At 65.0% G+C, this 14,954-nt stretch carries 17 protein-coding genes; 7 read left to right on the top strand and 10 right to left on the bottom strand.

Features of this window, described 5'->3' with window-relative positions:
* Nucleotides 1-114 precede the first annotated feature (114 nt).
* Entirely contained in the window at nt 115-975 is an 861-nt protein-coding gene (locus IU452_RS25870) for an LLM class F420-dependent oxidoreductase (RefSeq protein WP_195111778.1), read from the top strand.
* Between the two features lie 45 nt (nt 976-1,020).
* Here IU452_RS25870 and IU452_RS25865 read toward each other — a convergent pair whose 3' ends face one another.
* The 3 genes from IU452_RS25865 to IU452_RS25855 form a co-directional block, all read right to left on the bottom strand.
* On the bottom strand, nt 1,021-1,440 hold the full coding sequence (locus IU452_RS25865) for a hypothetical protein (RefSeq protein WP_195111777.1): 420 nt from the start codon (nt 1,438-1,440) through the stop codon (nt 1,021-1,023).
* Nucleotides 1,437-2,078, bottom strand: a complete 642-nt coding sequence (locus IU452_RS25860) for a hypothetical protein (RefSeq protein WP_195111776.1) — start codon at nt 2,076-2,078, stop codon at nt 1,437-1,439. The genes IU452_RS25865 and IU452_RS25860 overlap by 4 nt, the downstream gene beginning before the upstream one ends.
* Nucleotides 2,079-2,148: 70 nt before the next feature.
* Nucleotides 2,149-3,294, bottom strand: coding sequence for an FAD-dependent oxidoreductase (locus IU452_RS25855; RefSeq protein ID WP_195111775.1), 1,146 nt, complete (start codon nt 3,292-3,294; stop codon nt 2,149-2,151).
* A gap of 197 nt (nt 3,295-3,491) precedes the next feature.
* Here IU452_RS25855 and IU452_RS25850 point away from each other — a divergent pair, with 197 nt between their 5' ends.
* Nucleotides 3,492-4,121: a TetR/AcrR family transcriptional regulator gene (locus IU452_RS25850; protein ID WP_195111774.1), complete on the top strand. Its 630-nt coding sequence runs from the start codon at nt 3,492-3,494 to the stop codon at nt 4,119-4,121.
* A 13-nt stretch (nt 4,122-4,134) separates the two neighbouring features.
* Here the strand turns inward: IU452_RS25850 and IU452_RS25845 are convergent, their stop codons facing one another.
* From IU452_RS25845 to IU452_RS25830, 4 genes are all read right to left on the bottom strand, one after another.
* On the bottom strand, nt 4,135-5,901 hold the full coding sequence (locus IU452_RS25845) for a trypsin-like serine protease (RefSeq protein WP_195111773.1): 1,767 nt from the start codon (nt 5,899-5,901) through the stop codon (nt 4,135-4,137).
* Between the two features lie 67 nt (nt 5,902-5,968).
* The gene (locus IU452_RS25840; protein WP_324192823.1) at nt 5,969-7,351 is read right to left on the bottom strand and encodes a HAMP domain-containing sensor histidine kinase; all 1,383 of its coding nucleotides are present in this window, start codon (nt 7,349-7,351) and stop codon (nt 5,969-5,971) included.
* Nucleotides 7,348-8,061, bottom strand: coding sequence for a response regulator transcription factor (locus tag IU452_RS25835; RefSeq protein ID WP_324192822.1), 714 nt, complete (start codon nt 8,059-8,061; stop codon nt 7,348-7,350). The genes IU452_RS25840 and IU452_RS25835 overlap by 4 nt, the downstream gene beginning before the upstream one ends.
* Nucleotides 8,051-8,713: a hypothetical protein gene (locus IU452_RS25830; protein ID WP_195111771.1), complete on the bottom strand. Its 663-nt coding sequence runs from the start codon at nt 8,711-8,713 to the stop codon at nt 8,051-8,053. The genes IU452_RS25835 and IU452_RS25830 overlap by 11 nt, the downstream gene beginning before the upstream one ends.
* Nucleotides 8,714-9,175: 462 nt before the next feature.
* Here IU452_RS25830 and IU452_RS25825 point away from each other — a divergent pair, with 462 nt between their 5' ends.
* Nucleotides 9,176-10,294: a serine hydrolase domain-containing protein gene (locus IU452_RS25825; RefSeq protein ID WP_195111770.1), complete on the top strand. Its 1,119-nt coding sequence runs from the start codon at nt 9,176-9,178 to the stop codon at nt 10,292-10,294.
* 274 nt (nt 10,295-10,568) lie between these two features.
* Here the strand turns inward: IU452_RS25825 and IU452_RS25820 are convergent, their stop codons facing one another.
* The 3 genes from IU452_RS25820 to IU452_RS25810 all read right to left on the bottom strand — a co-directional run bounded on the left by IU452_RS25820 (nt 10,569) and on the right by IU452_RS25810 (nt 11,864).
* Nucleotides 10,569-10,853, bottom strand: a complete 285-nt coding sequence (locus IU452_RS25820) for a hypothetical protein (RefSeq protein WP_195111769.1) — start codon at nt 10,851-10,853, stop codon at nt 10,569-10,571.
* 226 nt (nt 10,854-11,079) lie between these two features.
* The gene (locus tag IU452_RS25815; protein WP_195111768.1) at nt 11,080-11,565 is read right to left on the bottom strand and encodes a VOC family protein; all 486 of its coding nucleotides are present in this window, start codon (nt 11,563-11,565) and stop codon (nt 11,080-11,082) included.
* Nucleotides 11,457-11,864: an NAD(P)-dependent oxidoreductase gene (locus IU452_RS25810; RefSeq protein WP_195111767.1), complete on the bottom strand. Its 408-nt coding sequence runs from the start codon at nt 11,862-11,864 to the stop codon at nt 11,457-11,459. The genes IU452_RS25815 and IU452_RS25810 overlap by 109 nt, the downstream gene beginning before the upstream one ends.
* 268 nt (nt 11,865-12,132) lie before the next feature.
* Between IU452_RS25810 and IU452_RS25805 the strand changes: the two genes are divergently transcribed.
* The 4 genes from IU452_RS25805 (at nt 12,133) to IU452_RS25790 (ending at nt 14,887) form a co-directional block, all read left to right on the top strand.
* Nucleotides 12,133-12,789, top strand: a complete 657-nt coding sequence (locus IU452_RS25805) for a TetR/AcrR family transcriptional regulator (RefSeq protein ID WP_195111766.1) — start codon at nt 12,133-12,135, stop codon at nt 12,787-12,789.
* Between the two features lie 99 nt (nt 12,790-12,888).
* Nucleotides 12,889-13,773, top strand: a complete 885-nt coding sequence (locus tag IU452_RS25800) for a hypothetical protein (protein WP_324192821.1) — start codon at nt 12,889-12,891, stop codon at nt 13,771-13,773.
* 155 nt (nt 13,774-13,928) lie between these two features.
* Nucleotides 13,929-14,258 carry an ArsR/SmtB family transcription factor gene (locus IU452_RS25795; RefSeq protein ID WP_195112023.1) on the top strand — a complete coding sequence of 110 codons (330 nt, stop codon included), beginning with the start codon at nt 13,929-13,931 and terminating at the stop codon, nt 14,256-14,258.
* A gap of 11 nt (nt 14,259-14,269) precedes the next feature.
* Nucleotides 14,270-14,887 (top strand): SRPBCC family protein, encoded by a 618-nt coding sequence (locus IU452_RS25790; RefSeq protein WP_195111764.1) that lies wholly within the window; start codon nt 14,270-14,272, stop codon nt 14,885-14,887.
* Nucleotides 14,888-14,954: the final 67 nt, after the last annotated feature.

Genomic DNA, 14,954 nt, shown 5'->3' with positions numbered 1-14,954 from the left:
GGCGCCGCAGCAAGCTGGTTGCGCAGACGGAGTACGGATCAGGAGGAGTACGACAGGTGGATCGGTGACGGTTCGCAAGCCGGCCGTTCCACCTTGCGAGAGGAGTGGGTAGCTATGGATCTGAGTCTGCACTACTGGAACTTCTCGACCCCGGCGGATCCGGCGCGGATGGCGAGCACGCTCGGGGACAGTGCGCGCCTCGCCGAGCAAGCCGGGTTTGCCGAGTTCACCGTGATGGACCACTATTTCCAGCTGGAGAACGAAGCCCCTGCCGACGAGCCGATGCTGGAGGCGTACACCACCCTGGGGTATGTGGCGGCGTTGACCGAGCGCATGCGGCTGGCGGTGTTGGTGACCGGCGTGATGTATCGGTATCCGGGTCTGCTCGCCAAGATCGTCACCACGTTGGACGTGCTGTCCGGTGGTCGCGCCCAGCTGGGCATCGGCGCCTCCTGGTACGAGCGCGAGCAGCTCGGGCTCGGCGTGCCGGTGGTGCCGGTGAAAGAGCGGTTCGAACGGCTGGAGGAGACGCTGCAGATCTGCCTGCAGATGTGGAGCGACAACAACGGCCCCTACCAGGGCGCCCACTACCAGCTGGCCGAAACCCTGTGCGTTCCGGCGCCTTTGAGCCGACCGCGGCCGCCGATCCTCGTGGGAGGCAGCGGCGAGCGCAAGACGCTACGACTGGTAGCCCGCTACGCCGATGCCTGCAACCTGGTCGAATCCAACCCCGAGGACGTCGCCCACAAGCTCGACGTGCTACGCGGCCACTGCGAGACCGAGGGCCGCGATTACGACGCGATCCGCAAGACCATGTTCTACACCGCACCCCTCGATGATCCAGACACAGTTCTGGCCGATGCGCAACGCTACGCGGCCATGGGAATTTCGCAGTTCAACATGATGCCCGACCGACACCCCATCGAATATGTCGAGCGGGTCGCCGCCCTGATTCCGAAACTGGCGCACGTATGACCGTGATTTCAGTCCGCCCCTTCTGGTTTCGGCGACCGATAGCTCTTACCAGGTGGTGGGTCGGGGTGTCAGTGCCCAGTGCTGGAGTTCGCGGTCGAGGTGGGAGGCGAGGGGGGCGTTCCAGGGTGGTGCGGGCTGGAAAGTGAGGTAGGTGGTGTCTTGGCGGATCTCTGCGAGGTCGGTGTAGCGCGTGCCCTCGGGCAGGTCGAGCTCGTAGTCGGCCCTCGCGATTTTGTTGCCGGCGGAAGGGTCGTCGGATTCGCGAAGGCTGACCGGCAGCGTGAGCCGCAGCGTCCTGGCGCGATAGTCGTCGACGGAGTGGGCAACGTCGGCCGCGATTGCGGTGATCAGCCCGTTCGTGGTGCCACCACGCGCGGCTGCGACGTCACGGAGCTGATCGGTGCCGAGCCCGACGACCACGGCTGGTGGCAGACCCGCAGCCTCGGCACGCGGATCGGTCCTCAATACCAGTTGCTTCGGTTGAACAGGTCTCTGATCGCCTGCGCGCGGGGCAACGCGAGAGGAACGATGGTCCGCCAGCACTCGCGCGCACCCGCGGTGGTCGCATCGATCAGGTCGCCGCCCAGCGTGGGTCGTTGGTGATCGGGCACCGCATGAGACAGGTCGGCGCGGGCGGCGAAATCGACGGCGCCGAGCATGCCCTGGCCATCGGTGATGGCGTGCGAGGCCACGATCGAGACCACGGAGCCACCGTCGTCGAAATCAGCCGCGGACAGCACCCAGCCACGCCCAGCGGCCACGTCGAAGGATGCCGCGGCGACTTGGCGGTCGGCCCACCCCATCACTGTGGTGGCGGGCACCGGGTTCGGGTCGAGGATGAGCGGGTAGCGGTGCGTGCTACGTGTCCAATACGGGCGCGCCGGCGGTATCCGCGCCGGTATGAGCTTGCGAGAGAGGGGACCGTCGATCAGGTTGTTCCGCAAGTGGTTCAGCCGCGAGGCATCGACCGGATGATCCACCCGCCATAACAGCTGTATGGGTGCATGCTCTAGGAATTTGATCGCGAGGACATCACTGACGCTGATTCGCTCGGCCGTGGTGGGAGCCGTGTGATGCGCCAGCACGGTAGCCGTTTTTATCAAATCGATCACCCTTACGTCTTGTGAGCACCGCAGCTGCGGCGAAGCGCGCTTTGAACATTCCGTGGGCCGATCATGAACCGAGTTGAGGTTTCTGCTGCTCGGCTCCGATGAACAGGTCGATCAGGTGTTGGGGCGGGTTGTCTCCGAAGAGGTGCTCGAGGAATTCTGTGCCGGAGGTGGGTTCGGCGGTGCGAGTGAACATTGCCTGCTCGAACTCGGTGAGTGCGGCTTCGATGTTGCCGGGGTGGGCGGCGAGGGCTTTGCCGAGTTCGGCGCCGTCGAGCATGGCGTTGTTGGCGCCTTCGCCGTCCGGGGTGGAGAGGTGGGCGGCGTCACCGACGAGGGTCACCCCGGCTACCCGGTCCCACCGGTGTCCGATCGGCAGGGTGAAGATCGGGCGCAGGACCGGCGGGGTGTCACTGTCGGTGATCAGTGCGGTGAGTTCTGGTGCCCAGCCATCGAACTCCCGCGCGATCCGGGCGGCGGCCGCGTCGGGATCGGTGAAGTCGATGGCGGCAAACCAGTCCAGCCCTTTGGTGAGTACCACGTAGGTATGCAAGGTCGCACCGCGCTCCCGCTGGGCGTTGATCGACCTGTCCTGAGCTGACGCGATCAGCGAGCCGCCGCCGACCGCTTTCGCGGCGGCGGGGTGGCGCTCGTCGGCGTCGTACAGGTAGGTCTCGACGAACGACTCGCCGGTGTATTCGGGAACGGCGTCCGACAGCAGCGGCCGGACTCGGGACCAGGCGCCGTCGGCGCCGACCAGCACGCTCGTGAGGGTGGTGGTGCCGTCGGTGAAGCTCACCTCGTGGCGGCCTCCGCCGAGGGCACGGACGCTGCTGACCTTGCGACCCCACTGGACTGTGCCGGGCGGGAGCGAGTCGAGCAGCATCCGGCGCAGCTCGCCGCGTTGTACTTCGGGGCGTCCACCGGCGCCGTCGTCGGCCTTGTCGAACAGGACCGTCCCGTCCGGGGCGAGGATCCGCGTCGCCTGGCGGCCCTCCAGGGTCAGGCTGCGGAACTCGTCCATCAGGCAGGTCGCCTCGACGGCGAGCTGCCCGTTGTAATCGTGGATGTCGAGCATGCCGCCCTGAGCACGTGCCGTCGGGGAGGGCTCGGCCTCGTAGACGGTGGCCGGGATGCCGTGGACGTGCAGGACTCGGGCCAGGGTGAGCCCGGCGAGACCGGCGCCGATGATCGTGACAGGGGTTTGCATGGTGGGGCTCTTTCGGGATCGAGGATGTCGGTGAGGGGCGTGTCACCAGGTGCGAGGTAGCCGCGGACGAAAGGGTTTCCGCTGCTCACGGCCGGGGGGCTCGACGAGCCGCCAGGAGCCACGAAACCACATCAACCGAAAAAGTGCAACAAGTCAATCTTTGGGCTTGTTGCACTTATAGGGTAAAGTGACTGCCTGTGAGCCAGCCGGTCGGTCGTCGCGAGCGCAAAAAGGCCCAGACCCGTCAGGCCCTGGCCGAGGCGGCTCTGCGGCTGTTCCTCGAGCGCGGTTACGACCAGGTCGGGGTTCGCGAGATCGCCGACGCCGCCGACGTGTCGACGACCACGCTGTTCAAGTATTTCCCCAGCAAGGAAGCGTTGTTCTTCGACCTCGAGGAGGAGACCGAGGTCGCGCTCGTGGCTGTGGTCCGCGATCGCCCGCCCGGCCGGTCGATCCCCGAGGCGCTGCGCGAGCACCTCCGCCACCGTGTCGACGTGTTGCTCGACGACCCGCGCGCTGGGCCGTGGCGGGAGATTGTCACGACGACGCCGGTGCTGCAGGACTACGCCCGCCGCATGTGGCTGCGCCACGAAGCCACCCTGGCCAAGACGATCGCGAGCGAGGTCGACGCGCCGGACGACGATCCCGCCTGCGCCGCGCTAGCGCGTTTCGCCCTCGAGGCCGTCGATCTGGTCCTGCAGCACCCAAACCCACAAACGGCTCTCGAAGCAATCTTCGGCCTGCTCGAACACGGCTGGACCGCCGAAGCGAAGAATCCCGAAACGCTCCGCGATCGTCCACACACAGAGAACGAGTCGCGCGGGTGAATCACTTTTCGGTTCAACGGGATCGACGAATCATCACTATGCCACCCAAACCGATGAGTGCGATACCCCCGAGAATGGCCACAACCATTGTCGTCATACGCCAGGGTTTGCGATCCGAGACGTTGGACGAAATATCTGCAGCGGCACTGGGTTTCGCCAGGTTGCAGCCGACGCTTTCCAATCGAAGCTCGGATCCCTGGCTGATACAGGCGTTGAGGCCCATCAGCCGTTGGCCGTAGTGTGCGCCTTCGTGGGAGGCGACCTTCCCGTCGGGACCGACCTCACAGGGATTGTTCTCCGCGCATGCCGCGGGTGGGGTGGTTCTGTCTTCCGGCGGCAGCTCATCCTCGGCGGGATTCTTCGGGTAGGCGCTGGTGTTGTGGATCCCGATGATCTTTCCCTCGGAGTCGACGATCGGCGAACCCGAGGTGCCCGGGCCGGGTCCGCAGGTGCCGCTCTTCACATAACGGATGGCGTCACGCTGCGTGTATCCGCCTTCTCGAAGCGTCTCGACAATCGAGTCCACCGCGCAATCGAAACCCTTCTGCCATGCGCCGGACAGCACCTGCACCTGTTGCCCGGGCGCTGGATTTCGGTCGGAGAGGGTGAAGATCTCGACCCCGCGGCGATCGAGGTCGGCGTAGGTGGCATCGAGTCGGTAAACGGCGAGATCGGTGTCGGTCATGGTGGCGTAGAGCAGGTCGGTCGTCTTTGTGCGCAGGACCGAGTTCCCGTCCTTCCCGATGACCTGGACCGTCAGTGTGACCGGTCGCTGCCCGAAGGCTTCGCCGGGGCGCGGACGGGGATCGACGCAGTGTCCGTTGGTGAGGATCAGCAGGTGGTCGTTCGGGTGGGCCTGCGAACCGCGGATCACCGAACCGGAGCATCCTGCGAGAGTGACCGTCCCGTTGATCGGCGGTGTCGGCGGCGGTGAGTCCGGCGGCGACGGGGTACGGCCTTCGGTGTATCTTTTGATCCAATCGGTGTGGCGCGCAACGCTGACATATGTCGAAGGCGCCTGCAGGGTGCCGGTATCTGCGCCCCCCTCCGTCAAGCCCGCCAACTTCCACTGGTGTCCGTCGCGGACGACGGCGGGGCCACCGGAATCCATGTCCTCCGGGCCGACAGTGCCGTCCAGAGACCCGATACACAAGATGTTCGGATCGCGCTCGAGGGAGCAGGTTTCCTGGGGTTGGACTTTCGTGTCGGCCTGCCGGAGGGTTTTCGCGTAGCACGAGGGATCGTCATAGTTCTTGCCGCACTCGACGTTCAGCGCTCCCCACCCCATGATCCGCACATCGGTATCCGTTGCGGGTCTTTCGGCGGCCACAGCGATGGGAGCCTGCCGCACCGACCGATTGAAACGCAACAGGGCGATATCGTCGGCGGCGCGCCCGATGCCGGTCGATTTCTTGATGAACTGCTCTACCTGGACCAGGTCACCGCCCGTGTCGACTGTTGTCGAACCGAACCGCACTTGCCAGCCGACGGGGTGGCCGCTGGGAGGACGCGCACCGGGTGAGTCTGCGGCACTGCGAGCGCAGTGCCCCGCCGTGACGCCCCATTGCGGGGCCACCAACGCGACGCCGCAGACGTGGAGGTCGTCGCGTGGAGAGTCCAACCGCTGCAGCGAGCCCAGGAATCCGTACGGCTCACCGGCTTCACTTCCACCCTTGATCGCACGTGCCGGTGAAACGGCCGTGAATCCACCGCATACGACCAAAAACCCGGCGGTCGCGATCAGGGACGCGCGCCCGAATATAAGTCTGCGAAGAGTCATGACATCGATTCTCTTCACCGACGTCGCCGAATCTTCGCCGCGGGACATCACCTACATCGCAAGAACATCACAGATCTCCCGTGGGCAGTTCCGCGCCGAACACGGTGGTGTCACCGGTTCGGCGGTAGGTCAGGTCACCGCCCAACAGTCGGGCGTTCTCCCGGGCGATGGCGAGTCCGAGACCCGCTCCCCCTGTGCGCGTGCGGGATTCGGACACTTTGTACAGTCGCTCGAATACCCGGTCCACGTGCCCGGCCGGGATTCCCGGTCCGCAATCACGGACTTCGAGCAATACTCGATCGGTCCCCCGCCTTGTCGCGACGGCAATCGGAGGCCGACCGTGACGGAACGAATTACCGACGAGGTTCGCGATAATGGCCTCGATGCGGCGCGGGTCGCTGCGGATGGTTCGTTCGTCGCCGAGTTCGTGTGTGACCACCACGGTATCGGTCCAGCCGCGCAATCTGAGCGTTCGCGCGATCAGTTCGACCAGATCGACGGTCTCGGACAGGACCACCGCATGGCCTTTGTCGCGCTGGGACATCTCGAGCAGGTCCTCCACCAGCCGCGCCAGGCCATTGATCTCGGAACCGATCAGCCGCGCCGCAGTCCCTGCATCACCGTCGCGGTCGGTGAGCTCTTCATCGAGTACCTCGGCGGCCGGCACGAGGGCCGCCAGGGGACTGCGCAGTTCGTGTGCCACGTCGCTGACGAAGCGCTGCGCGCGCTCGTCCTGTTCGACCAAGCCCCTGACGATCTCCCGCTGGCGATCGACCATGTCGTTGAATGTCGTGGTCACGTCGCGCAATTCGGTGATGGCCGTGTCCGGCAGTGCACTGATCGCCTCGCCGTCCGCCACTCGGCGAGCGGCGTTCTCGATGCGGCGCAACGGCCGAACAATCGACGTCGTGAGCACGAATCCGAGCAGAGCGCCGAGCACGGCACACCCGAGCACCGACAGTGAGATGATCCAAGCCAGTTGATTCAGCTTCTCCGGCACGCCGCTCAGCTTCCGGATGGTGTACACCGAAAGATGGCCTGTTCCCGGGCGATCTCGTTCGGCCACAGCGTAACCCACGCCCACTCGCCGCCCTGGCAGCCGCTCGAAGAGGTAGATATCACTCGACCGATCGAGCCCTTCCCGAAGGCCCGAGGAGAATTCCCCGATTCTGGTGTCGCCCTGCCGCACCATGACGCCGTCCATTGTCACGGTGTATTCCGACGACAACTCGTCGACAGTGACGAATTGTCCTCTGCCGAAATAGTTCTCCATATCGTGCCTGAATTCCGAAAACGCCGCTTCCTGCGCGCCCTCGTACACCCAGGTCCGCGTCTTCACCGCGAGCGCGCCGCCCGTCAGGACAGCCGTGACGCATGCGACGGAGATCATTGCGACCAGGATTCGCCCGCGCAGGCTGGACACCACGGCTCCGGGCGACCACCGGGTCACGGCACGGCCCGAAAACGATATCCGAATCCGCGTACCGTCTCGATGTGGTTTTCCTCGTGTCCTCCGTCGATTTTCGCGCGCAGCCTGTAGATGGCGTTGTCGACGAGGCTGGAATCTCCGAGAAAGCCCTGATTCCAGGCCAATTCCAGCAGCTGCTCGCGGCTCAGTACCTGTCCGGGGTGATCGGCGAGCGCGAACAGCAGCCGCTTCTCCGTCGGGCTGAGATTCAGCGGAATGCCGTCGCGGGTCACTTCTGCGGCCAGGCGATCGATGCGAAGACCCGGTTCGGTGGCTGCGACGGCGGCTTCTGAATGCTCGGATGCCGGTGCGGCAACGGGCATATTTCTGCGCAGGACGGCCTTGATCCGGGCATCGAGCACCCGCGGACTCACCGGTTTGACCACATAATCGTCCGCACCGACCTCGAGTCCGGCCACCATATCAATATCATCGGAACGGGCGGTGAGCATGAGAATCGGAACCGAGCTCCATCGGCGTATCGCCCGGCACACGGCGAACCCGTCTTCCCCCGGAAGACCGATATCGAGGACAACCGCATCGGCCTTCGCCACCCGCTGACGCAAATCCGCCGATGCCCCGGCAAGATGGTCCACGTCGTATCCCAGACGCACGAGCGACATACCGAGCGCCTCGACGATCTTCGGATCATCCTCCACCAGCAGCAGATTCACGACAGCGTCATCTCCCACGCACTCCCCCGTCGCCGAGCAGGAGAGCCGAACTGATCATCGATATAGCGCTCGCAAGCAGCAGTGCGGCAACGACATCCGTCGGCCGATGCCACTGGAGTGCGATCACCGCGACGCCGAAACCACCGGCAACGATCGCCGCCACGACGCGAAGCCACCAGCGCACCGCAATCGGAGCCGCTGCAACGATCGCACACTCTACCGCAACGAACACCGCAATCGTGTTGGACGGAAACGAGTTGATGCCCGCGCCGATTCCCAGCGACGGCCGCTCGAGCGAATCCTTCAGTAGGGCGGCCGCTACCGCGGTCCCGAGTACGACCACACCCGCGTGAACCATGCGCCGAGCAGACGGGCGCACCACCAGAGTCAGGATCAGTACCGAGAGCGCGCCCCCGAACGCGGGCAGTTGAATCTCCCCGAGCAGCCCTCGGCTCGGCACATCGATGCCGAACCAGCCAGACACAATGCGCATGAAACCGTCGTCGACGAACTGGCCGGCATAGGTGCGAACGCCGAGGCAGTACACCGCCGCAACGAGTAGCAGCAACACCGCCCCACAGACGATGCGAGGCAACGAGAAACGCGGAACGGGTCGAGTAAACGAGGTAACAGCCATGGCTCCACCGTCGCCCGTCAACTCCCCCTTCACATCGCACCTGTATCCCGGATACTCATCAGATTCGTCGCGGGGCACTACCCTGCCGAATTCCGTCTTGACCCAAAAGCGCTACCCGATCGGTGGTGCGCGGCGCCACATCCACCGCGACGACAGCACCACTGACGGCACCACCGATCCCCACTGGTGTTCGGGCGCGGTCCCATTCGCAATCGCACAGTTACGAACCGACACAGCCAACTCGGTGTTGACCGTGCCGCCGCGGCATGGTGTGTCCTGAGTTCCGACGATCACCTTCCGGACATCAGTAGGAGACCAGGGATGACATACCTCGTCAACGTTGTCGGGCCCGTGGCGGCGACGGGGGCCTTCCTGCTTGCGATCAGGGCCGGGCCGCGGACGAGTCGTGATAATCGGTGCCACGGCTGGTCGGGTCTGCATGCTTCTGCTCGGCGGATCTATGACAGCGCTGGAATCTATTGGAGGTAAAGAGAAGTGAAGTGGCCCCTCGCTGTGGCGGCAGCAGTACTTGTTCTGGCCGTACCCGCCGGGGTCGGTGCGTGTGCGGACGGCGGCATACCGACATCCTCCACACGCCTGCAGCCGCTGCTGGATCGGCTCGTGCGCGACGCTGGTGTTCCCGGAGCGCAATTGGTGCTCACCCGTGAGGGCCATGATGTCCAACTCACCAGCGGTGTGGCCGACACAACCACCGGAGCCGTCTTCCCCGACGCCGCACGCGCGCGGATCGCGAGCAACACCAAGACATTCGTCGCCTCGGTCGTGCTGCAACTGGTCGCGGAGAACCGCGTGGAACTCGACGCTCCCGTGGCACGCTATCTTCCCGGCATCGTCACCGGACCCGGCGGCGACGGCGAACGGGTGACCGTCCGAAATCTACTGCAGCACACCAGCGGAATACCGGATTATCTGTCCCGACTGGATCTCGACTCCGTCGAAGCACTCACGCAATCCCACTCGATCGGCGACCTGATCCGACTCGGTCTGGATCAGCCCGCCCCGTTCTCCCCCGGCACCGGTTTCGAGTACTCCAACACCAACTACCTGCTCGCCGGGCAACTGATCGAACGGGTGACCGGCGTGCCGGTCGATATCGAAGTGGCCCAACGGATCATCGGCCCGTTGGGGCTGCGCGACACCTACTGGCCGCAGTATCCGATCGACAGCGTCATCCGCGGCCCCCACCCGCGTGCCTATCTCGAGGCCGACGGCCGCCGCGTCGACATCACCGATATCGACCCCAACGGTGGTTTGCCCGACGGGGCCATGGTTTCCACCGGCCACGATCTGAACCACTTCTTCATCGCCCTGCTGTCGGGCACAGTGGTGCCGGCGGCGCAACTGGCCGAGATGCTGCGCACCATCCCCGACCCGTACTCGTCGGACCGGATCGGATTAGGGCTGTTCGGCGGGACCACCGCGTCCGGTGTCGAAACGTGGGGTCACGGCGGGAGCATCCCCGGCTTCTACACCGCCGGCGGCGCGACCCGCGACTGTGCGGTGACCATCATCCTGAATCAGGTCCCTACCGAGTCGGGTCCGGGCGTCGACGATGTCATCGACGCCCTCGTCGACGAGGCCACGCGTCCGTAATTTCCGTCTGCGGGTAGGGCGGCCGTTCAGCGAATCCGCGTGAGCGATACAGCCAATCTCCTATGTAGCCGAATTGCGCGCGATAGGTCAGACGACACGCGACCTCAGGCACTGGGCACAGACCCACATGGACCAGGTCCTAGCCAACCGCGACAAGCACGACGCTCACACGTCCTGATGCCTGCCACCGGGCTCGGCCGAGCTAACAGTGGGTCTGCCCGGCACACGCTCGTCGGCAATACCGGATCACGAAAGCCACTTCGAGGTGTGTTCGTCATGCAAGGTTGGGATGGGCAGACCCTCGCGCGGTCAGTGTGGCTGTTGCCGCGACCTCAGTACTGGTGACAAGGGCGTAGGCCCGAGCAAGCTCGGCCAGGGCGCCGGCAGCGTTACCGGGTTGCAGATCTGCGACTGCGCCCGCTTCGCGGGCGATCGCCTGCAACAGGCTCTCACGCGCCGATCCGGCGGCGGGCTCGTCCCGGATAACTACGAGGGGAATCTCATGGATGCCCTTCGACTGTGAGTCGAGCTCGGAGGCAGGATGCTCTTCAGTCGTCATGTCGTCTCCTGTCAGCACGGACGAGTTTCCGGAAGGCTATCGCCCAGCCAGCGAAAGGTGGCGGAACGGGCAGCGGGCAGGGGTGAAGTGGCCGGTTCGATGGCCCGAACTCTCGCCTCGGGGAACGATAGATGCGATTGCGATGAGATCGCTGAACACTGAGATCCCCTTGGTGTGTCTCGGTTGACGGCTCTTCACCGACTTCGCTGATCGACGCCGCCGGGCGTCACCGCGGAATATCGATGTGTCGAGCCGACGGAGCGTCCAGGGCGCCGCTGAGATAGAACGTCACGCCCGGACCGGTTCGTCCGATGTCGATGAGTTCGAGCCGGATTCCGTCGGACGTTTCGTGATAGACGAACGGTGCGCCGGTGGAGACGTCGGATGCCGACACTATTCGGGGCAGGCCGGCGGCGAGCAGTCGTTCCGATTCGCTGGGCACGTCCGGTGTCCAGAGGCCGAGGTGGTGCAGGCCCGGTTCCGACCACGGGGTCCCCACCCGCTGTTCCAGCAGCTCCAGGTATGGCGGTCCCTGTTTGGAATAGGCCATGCGGGAGGTGAACGCAGTGGTGCCGGCCCCGGAATGCAGATCGGATTCGACGGCTACGGGGGTGTGCCATTCCAGCCCGAGATGTTCAGCGAATTCGGCCATGGCGGCGTCGAGATCGGTGACGACGATACCGACGTGATAGTGCGGAAACAGCGTGGACACCAGTGGCTCCTCTCCTGGCGAAAGCCTTGTCTCTGCCGCTCAGGGACCACGTCGTGCGGTGGGCGCCCGGCGGCGAAGCGGGTGACGTTATCGACGACTGCCTGGGTGATGCGGACCATCGTTTCCCGGGTAATGCCTGCCGTGTGTGCGGAGAGCAGCACATTCGGTGCCTGCAACAAGTGCAGCGTCGCGGGGGGTTCGGGGTCGAAGACGTCCAGTGCCGCTCCGGCCAATGCTTTGGTTTCGAGCGCGGCGGCCAGGGCGTCCTGGTCTATCAGCGCGCCGCGGGCGGTATTCATCCTCCATCGGATCGCACGAGAACGTCGACGCGATCATCGGAATGCTCATGGTCACTCCTCGCAATCGAGGGATATCGCCTTCGCGTCGGATTCACCACCGACACGCCGGGAGCGGTGGAGTCGATCGGCCACCGCGCATGCCACTCGGACGACACCAATCCGATACATGCATGCACTGTCAATACAAAATGTATCAAAAATACATTCATGTATCCTGAAATGTGGCAGACGCCACCTTCGGTGCACGATCCAGGGAGATGAACCAGCGATGATGGTCGACGGACCGACAAGCACCCCGTCCGCACCGGCGGCGCCCGGCAAACGCCGGGCCCGCACCCGTCGGGACCTGCTCGCCGCCGCCCATACCGTCTTCGCCACGAAAGGCTTCGGGCAAACGACCATCGAACAGGTCTGTGAGCATGCCGGATACACCCGGGGCGCCTTCTACTCCAACTTTGCTTCACTCGACGAACTGTTCCTGGCGATGTGGGAGCAGCAGACCGCACAGTTGCTCGACCGTATTCGGCAGGCCGCAGCGACCACGCCACCAGAGCCCGGACCGGGGGAGGCAACACTGGAAACCGCGGCCGCCGAAATGCTGGCGCTCATCCCCGTCGATGCCCAGCGGCATCGGATCGCGGCGGAATTCACGGCACACGCCCTGCGCAACGAGAGCCTGACCCGCGCAATGACCGCCCACGAGGAGGCGATCCGGGCGGCGATCCTGCCCTTGATCGAGCAGAAGATGACACGCATCGGCCGTCGCATCACCGACCGCGAGGCTCTCGGTCGCGCCCTGATGGCCATCAACGACGGCACCCTGACGCAGGCCGTGCTCGAACCGGACAACGACACCATCGCCCGGCTACGGCAAGACATGTTCAGCTACACACTCGACCGCTATACCGAGCCGACTCGCCCCTGATCGACAGCGCGAAGCAGCCACTCGGGAACCGCGCGGCCAGGTACGCAACGGCCGATGCGGTGCCATTCGAGTGGGAACGGTCGCTGTCATAATCGCGGCGTGGCGCAATCCCCGGCGGCGGACTATGCGGAGGCCAGGGTGGCGGCGGTTCGGGACGACCCCGCCGGCAGGCTGGCGCTCATGCGCCACCTGCACGAGAGTCCGGCGGTCGGCGGCAAACACCTGCCCTACCGTCGCGCCGCGCTGGCATTCATGGGCTGGCAGTTGCGGCGCGGCTTGCTGAACCCGGCGGTTGGCGCCGCGCCGGGCAGTCCGTGGTGGCGTGCCCTCAACGAACGCCTCCTTCGCGATACCTGCGAGGCACGCGCACTCCACAGCGGGTACGACGGTGTCCCGTCCTCGCCGAGTGTTCTCGGCGCCCTGGACTTCATCCGGCGGCCCTCCGCGCAATCCTGGTACCGAGCACACAACGTCAGCGTCGTGTCCGCCTATCTCGAGCACGAACACCTGGCCGAAGCCGAGAGCAGGGTGGAGCGATTCTTCATCAATCTCGTCCTGATCCGAGTCCTGTACGCCCACGCATTGGTCTCCGCACCCCGCCTGGCTCTCGACTGGCTGCATCCGATCGGCCCGATGCTGGGGGACCCCCGACTGGGGATGACCGGGATCTTTCTCTCGCTGTCGAGAGTGCTCCCGCAACGCTATCCGGTCGGAGACGACGTGGACCGGTACGTCGAAGCCGAGCACGGGTTCGGCCACCTACTCGACGTCGGGGTGATCCTGCCACGCCTCGAGCGCCTGTACCAATGGTCCGCGCGGGAACTCGAGCTACCCCGGCTCCACGATCTCGTACAGCACGCGATCCCCGCCTATGCATGGAACACAGCCGACCACGAGCCATGGCAACCGCCTCCCTCGGCACCCGCCCGGTGGGCACGATGGGCCGTGCGTGTTCCGGCACCGGGAAAACCACACGATCTGTAACCGGTCAACCTGCTGGAACGCGCTCCAATCGGGAGGCCCTAGTGGGAACTGTACTGCGGAGTTCGATTTCGGCCCTGCGATGTTCACCGCGCTGTGGCGTCGTCGATGAGATCATATCAGTTGATACTTTATTAAATCTGTGCTTAAATGACCGAGTGGATGCTTTGGATGTCCTGGGGGATCCGGTGCGACGACGGATTCTGGAGCTGCTTGCTGCCGGCGAGCAGAGCGCCGGGGCCATCAGCGACGCTATCCGCGGGGAGTATCCGATCACGCAACCCGCGGTGTCGCACCACCTTCGAGTGCTGCGTGAGAACGGATTCGCCACGGTTCGCGCGCAGGGGGCACGGCGTCTGTATGCAGTGGACGGCACCGGCATGCGTGACGCCGATATGTGGCTCGACCGGTTCCGTCACATGTGGCAGTCCCGGCTCGATGCACTCGAAACCGAAATCGTTCGCGGCAAGCGCGAGCGGGACCGTTGAAGGAGGACACGATGATCGACATACTCAACGAGAGCGAACAAGTCCGACGTAGTGTGACAGACCAGGGGCAGACCAAGCAGGTGACATTGACGCGGACCTACGACACGAGCGTCGAGGATTTGTGGGACGCCTGCACGAATCCGGAACGGCTGACGCAATGGTTCGAACCGATCGACGGCGATCTCCGTGAGGGCGGTCGATACCGGCTCGGTAGCAGCGGAACAAGCGGCACGATCGAACATTGCAGCGCTCCGAACCGGTTGCAGATCACGTGGGAGTACGAGGGTGACGTCAGCACCGTCGACGTGGTCATCACTGACAATGACAGGCGGGCAACGCTTTCCCTGACTCATACCGTCCCGGACAACGAGCATTGGCGCACATATGGCCCCGGCGCGGCCGGTGTCGGCTGGGACAGTTCGTTCCTGGCACTGGGCCTGCACCTGGCCGGCGACCACCGAGCGCATCCTACGGAGTTGGAGAAGGTGTTCGCGACGCCGGGAGGCGCCGTGCACGTCCGGCGCTTGGCCGACTCGTGGGCCGAGGCACATACAGACTGCGGAACCGATTCGGCAGACGCTCACACAATGGCCGATCGTGCGGTAGCTGCCTACGCGAGCATGCAATAGCTGCCGGCGACACCCCGAACCGCCGTGGTTCAGCCACCAGAGTCGGAACGGACACTGCGATGACAGG

This window comes from Nocardia transvalensis (genome assembly GCF_015477765.1).
Lineage (GTDB): Bacteria > Actinomycetota > Actinomycetes > Mycobacteriales > Mycobacteriaceae > Nocardia > Nocardia transvalensis_A.
The sequence above is the reverse complement of the archived record's forward strand: the minus strand, read 5'-3'. Positions and strand labels throughout refer to the sequence as shown.

Bases quoted from the DNA above. Each gene is read 5' to 3' on its own strand.
- IU452_RS25870 (WP_195111778.1), top strand. From the start codon at position 115: ATGGATCTGAGTCTGCACTACTGGAACTTCTCGACCCCGGCGGATCCG.
- IU452_RS25855 (WP_195111775.1), bottom strand. From the start codon at position 3,294: ATGCAAACCCCTGTCACGATCATCGGCGCCGGTCTCGCCGGGCTCACC.
- IU452_RS25845 (WP_195111773.1), bottom strand. From the start codon at position 5,901: ATGACTCTTCGCAGACTTATATTCGGGCGCGCGTCCCTGATCGCGACC.
- IU452_RS25820 (WP_195111769.1), bottom strand. From the start codon at position 10,853: ATGACGACTGAAGAGCATCCTGCCTCCGAGCTCGACTCACAGTCGAAG.
- IU452_RS25810 (WP_195111767.1), bottom strand. From the start codon at position 11,864: ATGAATACCGCCCGCGGCGCGCTGATAGACCAGGACGCCCTGGCCGCC.
- IU452_RS25805 (WP_195111766.1), top strand. From the start codon at position 12,133: ATGATGGTCGACGGACCGACAAGCACCCCGTCCGCACCGGCGGCGCCC.
- IU452_RS25790 (WP_195111764.1), top strand. From the start codon at position 14,270: ATGATCGACATACTCAACGAGAGCGAACAAGTCCGACGTAGTGTGACA.